Annotated in this window: 13 protein-coding genes; 2 read left to right on the top strand and 11 right to left on the bottom strand. The window is 67.9% G+C overall.

What is annotated here, in order from left to right:
* Positions 1 to 48: 48 nt before the first annotated feature.
* The 7 genes from KVT39_RS27465 to KVT39_RS27435 form a co-directional block, all read right to left on the bottom strand.
* On the bottom strand, positions 49 to 603 hold the full coding sequence (locus KVT39_RS27465) for a carboxymuconolactone decarboxylase family protein (protein WP_131945776.1): 555 nt from the start codon (positions 601 to 603) through the stop codon (positions 49 to 51).
* A 36-nt stretch (positions 604 to 639) separates the two neighbouring features.
* Positions 640 to 1,974 carry an aspartate aminotransferase family protein gene (locus KVT39_RS27460; RefSeq protein WP_034179827.1) on the bottom strand — a complete coding sequence of 445 codons (1,335 nt, stop codon included), beginning with the start codon at positions 1,972 to 1,974 and terminating at the stop codon, positions 640 to 642.
* A 15-nt stretch (positions 1,975 to 1,989) separates the two neighbouring features.
* Positions 1,990 to 3,039 (bottom strand): C45 family peptidase, encoded by a 1,050-nt coding sequence (locus KVT39_RS27455; RefSeq protein ID WP_217590650.1) that lies wholly within the window; start codon positions 3,037 to 3,039, stop codon positions 1,990 to 1,992.
* Between the two features lie 20 nt (positions 3,040 to 3,059).
* Positions 3,060 to 3,788 carry a glutamine ABC transporter ATP-binding protein GlnQ gene (gene glnQ / locus KVT39_RS27450; protein WP_217590649.1) on the bottom strand — a complete coding sequence of 243 codons (729 nt, stop codon included), beginning with the start codon at positions 3,786 to 3,788 and terminating at the stop codon, positions 3,060 to 3,062.
* Positions 3,785 to 4,441, bottom strand: coding sequence for a glutamine ABC transporter permease GlnP (glnP, locus tag KVT39_RS27445; RefSeq protein ID WP_034179830.1), 657 nt, complete (start codon positions 4,439 to 4,441; stop codon positions 3,785 to 3,787). Before glnP ends, glnQ begins: the two co-directional genes overlap by 4 nt.
* Before the next feature lie 66 nt (positions 4,442 to 4,507).
* Positions 4,508 to 5,260 (bottom strand): glutamine ABC transporter substrate-binding protein GlnH, encoded by a 753-nt coding sequence (gene glnH, locus KVT39_RS27440; RefSeq protein WP_047903570.1) that lies wholly within the window; start codon positions 5,258 to 5,260, stop codon positions 4,508 to 4,510.
* Between the two features lie 611 nt (positions 5,261 to 5,871).
* On the bottom strand, positions 5,872 to 9,411 hold the full coding sequence (locus tag KVT39_RS27435) for an ABC transporter ATP-binding protein (RefSeq protein ID WP_217590648.1): 3,540 nt from the start codon (positions 9,409 to 9,411) through the stop codon (positions 5,872 to 5,874).
* A 120-nt stretch (positions 9,412 to 9,531) separates the two neighbouring features.
* On the opposite strand from KVT39_RS27435, the gene KVT39_RS27430 reads away from it, so the two are divergent.
* The gene (locus KVT39_RS27430) at positions 9,532 to 10,479 is read left to right on the top strand and encodes a LysR family transcriptional regulator (protein ID WP_105392155.1); all 948 of its coding nucleotides are present in this window, start codon (positions 9,532 to 9,534) and stop codon (positions 10,477 to 10,479) included.
* A 30-nt stretch (positions 10,480 to 10,509) separates the two neighbouring features.
* Here the strand turns inward: KVT39_RS27430 and KVT39_RS27425 are convergent, their stop codons facing one another.
* Entirely contained in the window at positions 10,510 to 10,881 is a 372-nt protein-coding gene (locus KVT39_RS27425) for an MAPEG family protein (RefSeq protein WP_105392154.1), read from the bottom strand.
* Between the two features lie 301 nt (positions 10,882 to 11,182).
* Here KVT39_RS27425 and alr point away from each other — a divergent pair, with 301 nt between their 5' ends.
* Positions 11,183 to 12,304, top strand: a complete 1,122-nt coding sequence (gene alr, locus KVT39_RS27420) for an alanine racemase (protein WP_217590647.1) — start codon at positions 11,183 to 11,185, stop codon at positions 12,302 to 12,304.
* Between the two features lie 171 nt (positions 12,305 to 12,475).
* On the opposite strand, the gene KVT39_RS27415 is transcribed toward alr, so the two are convergent.
* The 3 genes from KVT39_RS27415 to KVT39_RS27405 form a co-directional block, all read right to left on the bottom strand.
* Positions 12,476 to 13,270 (bottom strand): enoyl-CoA hydratase, encoded by a 795-nt coding sequence (locus tag KVT39_RS27415; RefSeq protein WP_051983624.1) that lies wholly within the window; start codon positions 13,268 to 13,270, stop codon positions 12,476 to 12,478.
* Between the two features lie 148 nt (positions 13,271 to 13,418).
* On the bottom strand, positions 13,419 to 13,871 hold the full coding sequence (locus KVT39_RS27410; RefSeq protein ID WP_131946190.1) for a DUF3592 domain-containing protein: 453 nt from the start codon (positions 13,869 to 13,871) through the stop codon (positions 13,419 to 13,421).
* 10 nt (positions 13,872 to 13,881) lie between these two features.
* Positions 13,882 to 14,466 (bottom strand): hypothetical protein, encoded by a 585-nt coding sequence (locus tag KVT39_RS27405; protein WP_217590646.1) that lies wholly within the window; start codon positions 14,464 to 14,466, stop codon positions 13,882 to 13,884.
* Between the last annotated feature and the right edge of the window lie 116 nt (positions 14,467 to 14,582).

Here is a 14,582-nt window from a genome sequence, read left to right as displayed (position 1 = left end):
CGCGGCCGCCGTTCCGGCACGATCAATACACGGCCGCTTGCACGGCGATTACTCCGGAAACGGCAAATCGGTTTGCCCGTCCGCGCGCATGCCGAACGTGTTCAGCGTCATCGCGACGAGCGCGTAATAGCCGAGCAGCGCAACGAGATTCACGACGGTTTCGTGGCCGAAACGCGCTTGCGCGCGCGCGAACGTCGCGTCGCTGACGCGCCGCGTGTCGTACAGCTCGCTCGCGAACGCATGGATCAGCGCATCGTCGTCCGACTCGAATGCAGGTTCGACGCCGCGCCGGATCGCGTCTGCGGTCGCGGCCGGTACGCCCGCGTCGAGTGCGATCGGATGGTGGATGTGCCACTCGGCCTGCGAGCGCCAGCGCGCGGCCGTCACGAGAATCGCGAGCTCCGACAGCCGCAGCGGCAGGCCCGTGCGATAGCGGCAGAACGCACCGAGCTTCTGCGCGTGCTGGGCCAACTCGGGGCTCGCGATCCAGCCGAGAAACGGCCCGTTCAGGTTGCCGCGCGGGCCGCTGAGAATATCGGCCAGCACGGCTTTCTGTGCATCGGAGGCCGACGCGGGATCGAACGGTGGCAGTCTGTCTGTCATGGTGATGATCCGGTGAAGTTCAGTGCATCGATGCCGTCACGCGCCGGCCGCGGCAAGCGCCGCGTCGATAGCGCCCGACAGCCGCTCGACGATCGTATCGATCTGCTGCGCGGTGCAGATGAACGGCGGCGCGATCAGGATGTGATCGCCGTGGACGCCGTCGATCGTCCCGCCCATCGGATACACCATCAAGCCGCGCTGCATCGCTTCGCGCTTGACCGCCGCGTGCAGCTTCAGCGCGGGATCGAACGTCGCCTTGCTGTCGCGATCGCGCACGAGCTCGACGCCGACGAACAGCCCGCGGCCGCGCACGTCGCCGACATGCGGGTGCGCACCGTAGTGCTCGCGCAGCGACGCGCGCAACTGCTCGCCGCGCGCCTTCACGTTGTCGAGCAGTTTTTCTTCGGCGATCACGCGCTGCACTTCGAGCGCGGCCGCGCATGCGGTCGCGTGGCCGAGGTACGTGTGACCGTGCTGGAAGAAGCCCGACCCGTCGACGATCGTCCGGTAGATGCGGTCGCTGACGAGCGTCGCGCCGATCGGCTGGTAGCCCGCGCCGAGCCCTTTCGCGATCGTCAGCAGATCGGGTGCGACGCCGTCTTCATCGCACGCGTACAGGTAGCCCGTGCGCCCCATCCCCGACATGATCTCGTCGAGAATCAGCAGTACACCGTACTTGTCGCACACCGCACGAATCTTCTTCAGGTACGTGCGCACCGGCGGCACCGCGCCGGCCGTTGCGCCCACCACCGTTTCCGCAACGAACGCCGCGACGTTTTCCGCGCCGAGTTCGACGATCTTCTGCTCGATCTCGTCCGCCAGGCGCTGCGCATACGCTTCGTCGCTTTCTCCCGCCTGCTGGTCGCGATACGCATAACACGGGCTCACGTGATGCGCTTCGATCAGCAGCGGCAGGAACGGCTCGCGCCGCCACGCGTTGCCGCCGATCGCGAGCGCGCCGAGCGTGTTGCCGTGATAGCTCTGGCGCCGCGCGATGAAATGGCGGCGCTGCGGCTCGCCCTTCTCGACGAAATACTGCCGCGCGAGCTTCAGCGCGGCCTCGATCGCCTCGGAGCCGCCCGATACGAAATACACGTGTTCGAGGCCGGCCGGCGCGCCGTCGACGAGCCGGTCGGCCAGTTCCTCGGCCACGTCGGTCGTGAAGAACGACGTATGCGCGTACGGCAGTTGCTGCACCTGCCGCTTGATCGCGTCGATCACGCGCTGGTTGCTGTGGCCGAGACACGAGACGGCTGCGCCGCCGCATGCGTCGATATAGCGTTTGCCGGTCGAATCGATGATCTCGATGCCGTCGCCTGCGACGGCAACGGGCAAGGTCGCGCGCGGAGCGCGATGGAAAACGGTCGTCATGCGTTGCCTCATGGATCAGGACGCGCCGTGCGCGCGCCCGGACGGCACGATGCGCGTCGCGAAGCGCTGCGTGCCGTGCTGGTGAATGGTGAAATCGATCGCCGCCGCGCCGATCGCGAACACCGCGGTTGCGAGCGTGTTCTCGTCGTCGGGGTCGGCCGGATCGTCGCGGTAGATCGGCAGCCCTTCCGGTGCGCGATCACCGAGCACGCGCAGCAGCGCGGCTTCGTCGATCGCGTCGATGCCGAGCGTCAGTGTATCGACGCGCCGCTGGCGGTCGGCCGACGACTGCGTGACGATCTGTGCTTCTGCTTCGCAACCGGGATGCACGAGATGGTTCGCATGACCCGCGAGCCGCGCGACATCGATCACCGAACAGCGCGCGGCGCTCGCTTCGATGCTCAGCAGCCGCGCATCGCCGGTCGCGCCGAGCGTGTGATGAAAGCCGCTCGCGCGTGCATGCAAGCGCAGCACGTCGGCCGCCGCGTCGAGCGACGTCGCGTCGAGCACGGCGCGTGCGAGGATCATCCGCGGCACGCCTGGTGCCGGCGTGCGAATCCGCAGATTGTTGATCGCCTGCGCGATGCCCGCGCGGTTCACGGCAAACGTATGGCCCGGCAGCGAACCGGGGTAGTAGAAACTGATGAAGCCCGGCTTGCCCGCAGGCTGCACGTCGACGAGCAGGCAGCGCTCGCGCAGGAACGGGTCGCCGTCCTCATTGTGCGCGATCCAGCGGGTGCCGTCCGCGCCGCGCGCGGCGAGCGTCGTGCAACCGTCCGGCGCGTTGTGGATCAGCTCGCCGCGGCAGTTCCACAGGAAGATGTCCTCGGCCGGCCAGCCGATGCCCGCCGCGATCCCGTCCAGTTCCGCGACGAGATCGGGGTACGCGGCCAGCGCGGCCTGCCGCAGCGCATCGACGAACGGATGGCCGCGCCAGCGGCGCACGGCCTGCCACGCGCTGCTCTGCTGCATGTACGCATCGAACACGGGACGGGCGAGCTCGCCGAGGCGCACGCCGATATCGAACGGCGCGCCGGCGATGACGGGGGTAAGGGAAAGCGGCATGTCGAATGTTTCGGTTTCGTTCAGGACACGTGTTTCAGGAACTCCTTCAGGCGCGGCGTCGGTGGCCGGTCGATCAGGTCGACCGGATGGCCGTCCTCGGCGATGCCGCCCTGCTCCATGAACAGCAGGCGCGTGCCGACCCGCTTCGCGAAGCCGATCTCGTGCGTGACGACGATCATCGTCATCCCTTCGGTAGCAAGATCCTGCATCACTTTCAGCACTTCGTGGCGCAATTCCGGATCGAGCGCCGACGTCGGCTCGTCGAACAGCATCAGCCGCGGCCGGATCGCGAGCGCGCGCGCGATCGCGACGCGCTGCTGCTGGCCGCCCGACAGCTCCGACGGGTAATGATTCGCGCGCGATTCGAGGCCGACCTTGTCGAGCAGCGCCATCGCCTGGTCGCGTGCTTCGGCGCGCGATGCGCCGCGCACCTGGGTCGGCCCGAACATCACGTTCTCGAGCGCGGTCATTTGCGGAAACAGGTTGAACTGCTGGAACACCATGCCCGCTTCGAGCCGGATATTGCGGATCGTCGTCGCGTTGCCGCGCACGCTCTGGCCGTCGACGAGCAGTTCGCCGCCGGTGATTTTCTCGAGCGCGTTGATACAGCGCAGCATCGTCGATTTGCCCGACCCCGACGGACCGATCACGACAACCACTTCGCCCGCGTCGATCTTCAGGTCGATGTGCTTCAGCACCGGTACGTGGCCGAAGCTCTTCGACACGTTCTGGAATTCGATCATGCTCATAGGATCCTCATCCGCTTTTCGACGAGCCGCAGCGTCAGCGTCATCGCGCCGGTCAGCAGCAGGTAGATGACAGCCACCGCGCTCCAGATCTCGACCGCCTGGAAGTTGCCCGCGATGATTTCCTGGCCCTTGCGCGTCAGTTCGCCGACGCCGATCACGATGAACAGCGACGTGTCCTTCAGGCTCACGATGCACTGGTTGCCGAGCGGCGGAATCAGCCGCCGGAACGCCAGCGGCCCGACCACCTTCAGCAGCACGCGCGGCATCGACAAGCCCATCGCGAGCCCCGCTTCCGTCAGCCCCTTCGGGATCGACAGCAGCGCGCCGCGCACCACTTCGGCGAGATACGCACCGGAATTCACCGTGATCGCGATGATCGCGGCCGTCAGGCCGTCGATGCGGATGTGCGCGAGCAACGGCAGCGCGAAATACAGGAACATCACCTGCACGACGATCGGCGTGCCGCGAATCAATTCAATGTAGACCTGTGCGAGCACGTTCATCGCCTTCGGTCCGTATGCGCGGAACATGCCCGCGATCATCCCGACGATGAAACCGCCCACCAGCCCGAAAAATGCGATGAACACCGTCAACCGGACCCCGTCCATCAGGTCCGGCAACGCCGCCCAGATCGCCGACCAATCGAAATTCACTTGTCGCTCCCCGTTCGAATCAAGACCGGCGCGGCCGCACGGCCGCGCGCTGTTGCGGCGTCACGCTCACATCTTCGGCGGCTCGGCGCCGAACCACTTCTTGTAGATCTGCGCGTAACGACCATCGGCCTTGATCTTCACGAGCGACGCGTTGACCTTCGGCACGAGCGGGCTGCCTTTCGGGAAACCCATCCCGTACTTGTCGCCGCTGACCGGCTGGCCCGCGACCTGCACCTTGCCCTTGCCTTCGTTGTTCACGAAGAACAGCACGTTCGGCGTGTCGTGCATCGCCGCGTCGACACGGCCCGCTTCAAGCGCGAGGTAGGCCTGGTCGATGTTCGGGAACTGGCGGATTTCCTTCGGCTTCAGGTGCGCCTTGATCCAGTCGATCGTCGCGGTGCCCGTCTTCGCGGCGATCACCTTGCCGTTCAGGTCGTCGATCGACTTGATCGTCGTGTTGCCGGTCTGCACCATCGCCGCGAGGCCGCTGTCGTAGTACGGCGCGGAGAAGTCGATCGCTTTCTTGCGCTCCTCCTTGATCGTCATCCCCGACAGCGCGACGTCGATGTTCTGCGTCTGCAGCGCCGGGATCAGGCCCGCGAAATCCATCGGCTGGATCGTGTATTTCCAGCCCTGGTCCTTCGCGATCTCCGCCCACAGGTCGAGATCGAAACCGACATACTTGTCGCCCTGCTTGAACTCGAACGGCATGAACGACGTATCGGTCCCGACGACGAGCGTCTTGGTATCCGCGTGCGCGAGGCTTGCGCCGAGCGCGGCAACGACCGCGACGGCTTTCAGGAAGGAACGGCGACTCATGGTTTCTCTCCGCATGATTGGGCGATGTTGCCGGCCAGCCGGCCGGCGGGAACGACGACATCAAGCAGCACCGCAACATGCGATGTCGAATTAGACATTAGTGCAACATGTGTTGTCAACGGCGATACTACGACAACAAAAAAGTACGCACCGGGGAATTTCATCGAGACAAACCCGGGCCGCGCGGGCCGGATAGATCGGAGGAATGGGGAGATGGGCGGGGCGGAGCGCCCGGGCCGGGTCGTGCCGCGCGGGCGGATGGCTGGACGTGAAGAGTGGATGGCCTGTGCTTGGTGCGCGCCGGCAGGTTTGCCGTCACGTGCAACAAGCGCGACGGGATGGCGACAGCGCAACCGCGAACGCACTCGCCAAGATCCGCCCGCTCGTTCGCTCTTTCGCTCTTTCGCTCTTTCGCTCTTTCGCTCTTTCGCTCTTTCGCTCTTTCGCTCTTTCGCTCGTTCGTGCGTTCGTGCAGCGTGTCAGCAGCAATTCAACGCGGCGGCATGCCGGAGCGGCCGTGCCCGCGAAGCCGGCAACCGCCGGCGCGGTTCAACGAACGTCGTGGGATTCGCACGTCAATACCGGCCGGCGGCACGCCGATGCAGCGCCGATCACGCCGCCACCCCGCTCGCCTGATGCGACACGAGCCGCGCATACGCACCCTGCCGCGCCATCAGTTCCGCATGACGCCCGGCCTCGATGACGCGGCCCTGCTCGATCACGAGGATCGTGTCGGCATTGCGCACGGTCGACAACCGGTGCGCAATGATGATCGACGTCCGTTGCGTCATCAGGTCGTCCAGCGCCGTGCGAATCTGCTGCTCGCTGATCGTGTCCAGGTGGGACGTCGCCTCGTCGAGGATCAGCACCGGCGCATCCTTCAGGAACGCACGCGCGATCGCAACGCGCTGGCGCTGCCCGCCCGACAGCTGCACGCCGCGCTCGCCGACGCGCGTCGCGAGCCCGTCCGGCAGCCGCGCGACGAAATCGCCGAGCGCCGCATGATCGATCGCACGCTGCACGTCCGCGTCTGAAGCGTCGCTCGCGGCGAGCCGGATGTTCGCTTCGAGCGTATCGTTGAACAGATAGGTATCCTGCGCAACCAGCGCAATGTGCTGCCGCAGGTCGTCGAGCCGCAGGTCGCGCAGGTCGACGCCGCCGAGCGTCACGCGACCATGCTGCGGATCCCAGAAGCGCAGCAGCAGGCTCGCGACCGTCGACTTGCCGGCGCCCGACGCGCCGACCAGCGCGACCGTGCTGCCGGGCGGCACCTCGAAACTCACTCGGTCGATCGCGGGCACGCCGCGGCCCGGATACGTGAAGCGCGTTTCCTCGAAGCGCACCGCCGGGTTGCCGGGCATCGGCTGCGTGCCGTCCGTCACAGTCACGGGCTCCTTCTCGAGCGCGCGCAACCGTCGCGTCGACGCGATCGTGTCGGCGAGCTGGCGCGCGACCTGGCCGATTTCGGCAACCGGCATGAACGCGGCCACCGCGACCAGCACCAGCAGCGGCAACGACTCGCGCGGAAACCAGCCGCGCGCGCACAGCAGCGCACCGAGCGCCGCGACGGCCAGCCCGCCGAGCCCGCTCGCGATTTCCAGCGCGGCGCTTTGCGTCGACAGGTCGTCGAGCAGCTTCGCGCGCTGCTTCCGGTACGCATCGACCTCGGCCACGAACGCTTCGCGCCGGCGCGCGATCGCCTGGAACGCGGTCAGCTCCGCGAGCCCCTGGATCGTTTCGGTCAGGTGCGCGCCAAGCTGGCCGAGCGCTTCGCGCGCGCCGGTGCCGAGCCGGTCGACGTCGCGGCGAGCCAGCACGGGTGCCAGCCCGGCCCACAGCAGGAACGGCAGCAGCACGAGCGCGAGCGGCCACGCGACCGACGCGAGCAGCACCAGCACGCCGGCCGGCACGAGTACCGCGACGAACGCGGGTGCCAGCGTATGCGCATAGAAATACTCGACCGTCTCCACGTCCTGCGTCGCGAGCGCGACGAGATCGCCGGAGCGGCGGCGCAGCAGCCCGGCCGGCGCGAGGCGTTCGAGCGTCGCGAACAGCGCGATGCGCATTTCCGCGAGCAGCCTGTATGCCATGTCGTGTGCGAGCCACGATTCGAGCCAGTGCAGCACGGCCGCCACCGGCGCGATCGCGAGCAGCGCCACGACGAGCGCGGTGCTCGCGTGACCGGCCGACACGGCGCCGACCACCAGCGCGCCGATCACGCCGACGCCGATGAACGCGAGCACGCGGCCGATCCCGAACAGCACGGTCAGCGCGACCTTGCCCTTCCATGGACGCACGAAGCGCAGCAGCGTCCGCAACGTTTCCGGCCAGCCGATCGTCGCCGCGTCGTCGTTCAGCGGCCTGACCTGCGGGCCCGACGACGCACGAGCGGTGGCGCCGGCCGTCGCCGCCGCGCCGACCGTTTCGGCGACTGCCTCCAGTTGCGGCCCCATCAGCCGGCGATACGGGCCGTCGCGCGCGATCAGCGCCGCGTGCGTCCCTTCGTCGACCACCTGCCCCTGGTCGAGCACCAGGATGCGGTCGGCGCCGATCACGCTGGACAGCCGGTGCGCGAGCACGAGCGTTGTCCGCCCGCGCGTGAGCCGGTCGAGCGCCTGCTGGATCAGCGCTTCGTTCTCCGCGTCGACCGACGACAGCGCCTCGTCGAGCAGCAGGATCGGTGCATCGCGCAGCAGTGCGCGGGCAATCGCGATGCGCTGGCGCTGGCCGCCTGACAGCATCAGCCCGCGTTCGCCGATGCGCGTCGCGTAACCGTCGGGCAGCGCCGAGATGAAATCGTGCGCGTTGGCGGCGCGCGCGGTCGCGATCATGTCCGCGTCGCTCGCGTCGGGGCGGCCGAGCCGCAGGTTGTCGGCGACGCTGCCGTCGAACAGCGTCGCATCCTGCGCGACGACCGCGATCATCTCGCGCACCTGGTCGGCGCCGAGCGTGCGCACGTCATGGCCGCCGATGCGGATCGCGCCGCCCTGCGCATCGTGCTGGCGCAACAGCAGGCGCACGATGGTCGACTTGCCCGCACCGCTCGGGCCGACGATCGCCACCGTTTCGCCTTCACGAACCGAGAAGCTCAGCGCCGCATGCGCGTCCGCACGGCGCCCCGGATACGCGAAGCTGACGCGGTCGAACGCGATCTCCGGACGCAAGCCCGTCACGCGCGGCGCGTGGGCGGCCGGCGCGTGGCTGCCCGCGTCGAACAGCGCGTGGATCGCATTCGCCGCCGACTGGCCGATCATTCCCTGATGCAGCACCGCGCGCAGGTCGCGCAGCGGCCGGAAGATTTCGCTGCCGGCCATCAGCACGATCAGCAGCGCCTCGAGGCTCATGTCGCCGTGCCGCACGCGCCACGCGCCGACCACGATCGCCGCGGCCGCGCCGAGGCCGGTGCCGAGATCGGTGAAGAGCCGCGTCAGCAGGCCGAGCGCGAGCACCCAGAACGTGCTGTCGGACAACGCGCGCGCCTTCGCGGCCAGCTTCGCGCCGAACGCGGTGCTCTGCCCGAACGCCTTCAATGTCGGCAGGCCCTGCACCGCATCGAGAAACTCCTCGCCGAACGCCTTGAAGGCGGCCGAGCGTGCGAGCGCCGCGCGCTGGTCGGCGCGATGCACGAGCTGCGGCAGTGCGAGCGTGACGAGCGCCGCGACCAGCAGGATCGCGGCCGTTGGCACGTCCCACCACGCGAGCACCGCGAAGATCATCACCGGCGCGCACGCGGCGATCACGAGCTGCGGCAGGTAGACGCCGAAGAAAGTCTGCAGTTGCTCGACGCCGTCGACGACGGCCAGCATCACGCCGCCCGTGCGTTCGCCGCTGAACCATGCGGGGCCGAGCGCGGCGATCCGGTCGAACAGCCGCGCGCGCAGCGTGGCTTGTACGCGCCCGGCCGTGTGCTGCGCGAGCACCGTGCGGCGATGATCGAGCCACGCACGCAGCAGCACGCAAGCCGCCGTTGCAACGACGGCTTCGACGATGCTGCGCACCGGCGCGCCGGAAAAGACCAGCGCCAGCACGCGGCCGAGGAACACGAAACGGAGGATGCCGACACCCATCGCGAGCAGCCCGAGCGCGACCGCCGCGGCCACCCGCCCGCGCAATCCCGCCATCATTGCCCATAGTCGTCGGTCGAAATACATGAAGCCCTCCAGTCGGTGTTTTGGTGCGGTTTTTCTTGACCGGATCGAGGCTACCCGCGCGGCCCGCGCGCGGCAAACGATGATTTTTCAACGGGTGTTGAGTCAACTACAATACCCCGCATGTCGCACCTTCCTCCCCTCAGCGCACTGCGTGCTTTCGAGGCGGCTGTCCGCCTCGGCGGGTTCGCGCGCGCGGCGGCCGAGCTGAACGTATCGACCAGCGCGGTCAGCCACCAGATCCGCGCGCTCGAGGAATCGCTCGGTGCACGGCTGCTCGAACGCAGCACGGGGCTCGGCGGCATCGGCCTCACGCCGGCCGGCGCACGCCTGCTGCCGGCCGTCAGTGACGCGCTGTCGCGCCTGACCGACGCCTGTGCCGAGATTCGCGGCACCGCGCAACGGCTCACCGTTTCCGCCAATGCGCCGTTTTCGTCGATGTGGCTCGCACGCCGTCTCGCGGAATTCTCGTCGCTTCATCCCGAAACGCCGCTGCATGCCGTCGTGCTCGAAGATGAACCGGATTTCGCGCGCAGCGGCATCGATCTGGCTATCGTGCACGTGCCCGCGCACCGGCTGCGGGCCGACGACGACGTGCTGATGCGGGAGACCGTGTTTCCGGTATGCAGCCCCGAGCTCTATCCGTACGCATCGGGGTACGTGTGCCGTTCGCGGCTGCTGCAGGAGATGCACGAAAACAGCCCCGAGATCGACTGGCGCAACTGGGCATCGGAGTTCGGCTTGCCGGACGATTTCGAAACGAAGATCGTTCGCTACAGCAGTTTCAGCCAGGTGATCGGCGCGGCGGTGGGCGGTGCGGGCATCGCGCTCGGCCGCGTGCCGCTCATCGAGCCCGAACTGCGCAGCGGGCGTCTGGTGCCGCTGGTGCCGGGCCTCCAGCGCGATGCGTCATGGCGCTTCGTGCTGCGCCGCCATCCGTCGACGCGGCACCGGCTGCTCGATCCGCTGATCGCGTTCCTGCGCCGCGAAGCGGATGCGCCGCCGTTCGTCGCCAAGATCGTTGCGCCCGCATCCAACGACAGTCACGCGCGCGGCGCGGGCGGCGCATAGTACCGCCGGCACCGCCTGCTCACCGGCCGCTCACGGCGTGGCGAAGAACAGCGCGACGACGCACGCCATCCCCCCGAACCACACGAGCGAACGCAGCGACGCCCAGTTCAGCAGGTACATCAGCGTATAAACAACGCGGATCGCGACGAAACCCATCGCGAGCTGGTCGACGTGATGCGCGTTCGCGCCGTTGTGCCACGCGACCACCAGCGCGGCCGTGAACAGCGCAAGCGCTTCCCACGCGTTCTGGTGCGCGGCCTGCGCCCGCGCGCGCCAGCCTTCGAGTTTCGCCAGGTAGTCGCGCGGCGTACGGTTGTCGTAGCCCTTGCGCGCCTTGGCCAGGAACGTCAGCGGGAACGGCAACAGCGCCACGATGAACAGGCACAGCTGGGACGTCGTCATCAAAGTCTCCTCCTTTATGATTACATTACTCAATGACAAGATCGCCGAGAGCTTAGCATCGCGACGCGCGGTTCGCGCACCGGTTTTCTAGACGGGAGACTCGGCTGCACGGGCCGCCGACGGCTGCGGCCGGCGTGGTCCGCCACCCAAATTTCCACCAAATCGTCGACAAATACGTTAATTAAAACTGGTCGAACACCAATAAGATAGCGCTCAACACTGGCTTGGCGCATAACCGCGCCAGCCTGCCGATCCGGGCGCGCCGCCGCGCGCCGAACGACATCCGACCCGAGCCATCACCATGCCCCGTCCCATCGTCGCCCTTATCCGCCCCGACGCCATCCGTCACAACCTCGACTTCATCCGCCGCACCGCCGCGCAATCGCGCGTGTGGGCCGTAATCAAGGCCAACGCATACGGCCACGGCATCGAGCGGATCTACCCGGGCCTCGCGGCCGCCGACGGCATCGGTCTGCTCGATCTCGACGAAGCCGTGCGCGTGCGCGAACTCGGCTGGGACAAGCCCGTGCTGCTGCTCGAAGGGATCTTCGAGCCGGCCGACGTCGAGCTGGCCGATCGCCACCGGCTGACGGTGGCCGTGCACTGCGACGAGCAGCTCGACCTGCTGATCGCGGCGAAGCCGCAGCAACCGATCGACATCCAGCTCAAGATGAATTCCGGGATGAACCGGCTCGGCTACCGGCCCGCCGCGTTCCGCGCTGCGTGGGAGCGCGCGGCGAGCGCACCGTCGATCGGCAAGATCACGCTGATGATGCATTTCGCGAACGCCGACGAAGGCGAGGTCGACTGGCAGCTCGATCAATTCGATGCGACCACGGCCGGGATTCCGGGCGAGCGCTCGGTGTCGAATTCGGCGGCCGTGCTGTGGCATCCGCGCGCGCACCGCGACTGGGTGCGGCCCGGCACGATCCTGTACGGCGCGTCGCCGACCGGTGCGGCGCGGCATATCGCCGACACGCCGCTGATGGCCGCGATGACGCTGACGAGCAAGATCATCGGCGTGCAGACGCTGTCGCCGGACGAAACCGTCGGTTACGGCCGCCGCTTCACCGCCGACCGGCCGATGCGGATCGGCGTCGTCGCGTGCGGCTACGCGGACGGCTATCCGCGCCACGCGCCGACCGGCACGCCGATCGCGGTGGACGGCGTGATGACGCGCATCGTCGGCCGCGTGTCGATGGACATGCTGACCGTCGACCTGACACCGTGCCCGAACGCGGGCATCGGGTCGAGCGTCGAGCTGTGGGGCGACCAGGTGAAGGTGGATGATGTCGCGGAAGCCAGCGGCACGATCGGCTATGAGTTGATGTGCGCGCTCGCGCGCCGCGTGCCGGTCGTGATCGTGCCGCCCGGCGCATCGACCGCGCAGCCGGCGCTGCGGACCGGGAGCTACGGACGCTGATCGACGTCGATGCTGCGACGCACTACCGCGCCGCCACGCATGCCGCTTCACTTGCGGGCCGCCTCGGGCGGCCCGTTTGCGTTCCGGCGGACGGGAAACCCGAGCCGGAGAATACGCGTGTGTTACAGCCGTTCCGTTCCGCTCCGCTCGACCTGCCTATCCGGCGGTGTACTACGAACGCCACGTCGGCTTCCGCTTCTCGAGGAACGCGTCGATCCCTTCGCCCGCATCCTCTTCCATCATATTGCGGGCCATCACGTCGCCCGCATACGCATACGCTTCATCGAGCGGCAACTCGCGCTGGCGATAGAACATCTGCTTGCCGTAGCGCACCGCGGCCGGGCTCTTCGCGACGATCTCAGCGACCTTGCGCGCGACGGCCACGTCGAGCGCGTCCTCGGGCACGGCCTCGTTGACGAGCCCCCACGCGGCGGCCGTCGCCGCATCGACGAAGCGCCCGGTCACGAGCATGTCGAACGCGCGCTTCGCCGTGACGTTGCGGCTCAGCGCGACGGCCGGCGTCGAACAGAACAGCCCGACGTTGATGCCCGATACCGCGAAACGCGCGGTGTCGGCCGCGATCGCCAGATCGCACGCGGCGACGAGCTGGCAGCCGGCCGCCGTCGCGATGCCTTGCACGCGCGCGATCACCGGCACCGGCAACGCGCGCATCGCGAGCATCACGCGGCTGCACTGCGCGAACAGCGCGCGGTAGTAGTCGAGTTCCGGCTTGCCGCGCATCTGCCGCAGGTCGTGGCCCGCGCAGAACGCCTTGCCTTGCGCGGCCAGCACGACGCAGCGCACGTGCGGATCGGCCGCCAGCACACCGAACGCGTCGTACAGGCTCGCGAGCATCGCTTCGGACAACGCGTTGAACTGCTGCGGCCGGTTCAGCCGCAGCGTGACGACGCCGTCGCGCACCTCGCGCAACAGGATCGGCTCGGCAGTCTCTTGATCGGGTTCCATGATGTTCCGCTCGACGGGGTTCGGCAGGATTGGGGGCGGCACGAACGGGCAGCGATGGTGCACGCGCGTTCGCGGCGTACCAATGAAATGGTCCTCCACATTCCGTGCGGCGTCCAGTCGCGTGGCACCGGCGCCGGCGCTCAAGCGCTCAAGCGCGCGTGCGCCCGCTGTGCCATGCGCGCACGCCCGACCAAAGGTGCCCGATACCGGCCAGGAAAAAGACCGCACCCATGACACCAAAGGTCAGCACGTCGCCCCAGATCGCGCCGAACGTATTCATTCGCGCGGTCATCGCGGGCGCCTCCGGCGCGTAGCGCACCTCGACCGTCGCGCCGTCCTTCACGCTGACGTCGCCGCCCTGCGGGTATTCGACATGCTCGCCCGCGAGCGTCGTGAACGCGATCTCCGGATGATGCGGGCCCGCGTTCAGCCTGACGACGTGGCCCGGCACGACGACCGACGTCCGCAGGAACTCGCGCGTCGATTGCGCATACATGACGACGCCGATCAGCATGCACGTGCCCACCACGGTAAAAAAGACGCCCTTCACGATCAGCCTCTCCGTGTGCTGTGCGGTCGCGTGAGACGATGCTGGCACCATGTCGCCAGCCCTACGGGCGTGACTGATGGAACGACACGTCGATCTTCGACGGTGTCTTGCAGCGGTACATCACGCCGTGCCCCGTTTCGTCGGTCACACCTTCGTACGGGCCGTTGCAGCCCGTGACCTTGTAAGCCGCGAACGGGATGCGCCGGCCGTCCGTCGGCCGGACCAGCACCGGAATACGCGCGGTCGGGCCAATGCCGATCATGCTGACGAGCACCATGCGCGAAGCATCGATCGGCGCGGCGGAGCGCACATACGCCGTGCGCCCCTTCTCGTCGGTCGTGCCTTCGACTTCGAGCTCCTTGGTGTTCCGGGCCGCGCTCGTGTAAAGCGCAAATGCATAGCGCGTATTCGGCAGCACCCGTTTCGTCGCGGGATCGTGCAGCACGAAATAGCACCCGTTGGCTCCCCCTCCGGCCGACACCTGCCCGTCGGCTTGCGTGCGATTGCACGTGTACGACGAACCGCTGTCGGCGACGGCCTGCTGTCCGGCCTGCTGCCCGGTGCTTGCGCATCCGCCCGTCAGCGCGGCCACCAGCGCCACGCATGCGCCTCGCGCGGGCGCTGCCTGACCGATTTTGATTTTCATTGGAATCCCGTTCCCGACTGTTATGGATGCCGGGCGTGATGCGCATGACGCGCAGGCACGCCGCCCTCGGCATCCGGCAGGATACGGATATCGCAGTGCGCTGTAAATTGCGCGCG

The organism is Burkholderia sp. GbtcB21 (assembly GCF_019091065.1).
Lineage (GTDB): Bacteria > Pseudomonadota > Gammaproteobacteria > Burkholderiales > Burkholderiaceae > Burkholderia > Burkholderia pyrrocinia_C.
Note: the sequence above shows the minus strand (reverse complement) of the source record. Positions and strands in the feature narration are given on the sequence as shown.

Bases quoted from the DNA above. Each gene is read 5' to 3' on its own strand.
- KVT39_RS27465 (WP_131945776.1), bottom strand. From the start codon at position 603: ATGACAGACAGACTGCCACCGTTCGATCCCGCGTCGGCCTCCGATGCA.
- KVT39_RS27460 (WP_034179827.1), bottom strand. From the start codon at position 1,974: ATGACGACCGTTTTCCATCGCGCTCCGCGCGCGACCTTGCCCGTTGCC.
- KVT39_RS27455 (WP_217590650.1), bottom strand. From the start codon at position 3,039: ATGCCGCTTTCCCTTACCCCCGTCATCGCCGGCGCGCCGTTCGATATC.
- glnQ (WP_217590649.1), bottom strand. From the start codon at position 3,788: ATGAGCATGATCGAATTCCAGAACGTGTCGAAGAGCTTCGGCCACGTA.
- glnH (WP_047903570.1), bottom strand. From the start codon at position 5,260: ATGAGTCGCCGTTCCTTCCTGAAAGCCGTCGCGGTCGTTGCCGCGCTC.
- KVT39_RS27435 (WP_217590648.1), bottom strand. From the start codon at position 9,411: ATGTATTTCGACCGACGACTATGGGCAATGATGGCGGGATTGCGCGGG.
- KVT39_RS27430 (WP_105392155.1), top strand. From the start codon at position 9,532: ATGTCGCACCTTCCTCCCCTCAGCGCACTGCGTGCTTTCGAGGCGGCT.
- KVT39_RS27425 (WP_105392154.1), bottom strand. From the start codon at position 10,881: ATGACGACGTCCCAGCTGTGCCTGTTCATCGTGGCGCTGTTGCCGTTC.
- alr (WP_217590647.1), top strand. From the start codon at position 11,183: ATGCCCCGTCCCATCGTCGCCCTTATCCGCCCCGACGCCATCCGTCAC.
- KVT39_RS27415 (WP_051983624.1), bottom strand. From the start codon at position 13,270: ATGGAACCCGATCAAGAGACTGCCGAGCCGATCCTGTTGCGCGAGGTG.
- KVT39_RS27410 (WP_131946190.1), bottom strand. From the start codon at position 13,871: ATGGTGCCAGCATCGTCTCACGCGACCGCACAGCACACGGAGAGGCTG.
- KVT39_RS27405 (WP_217590646.1), bottom strand. From the start codon at position 14,466: ATGAAAATCAAAATCGGTCAGGCAGCGCCCGCGCGAGGCGCATGCGTG.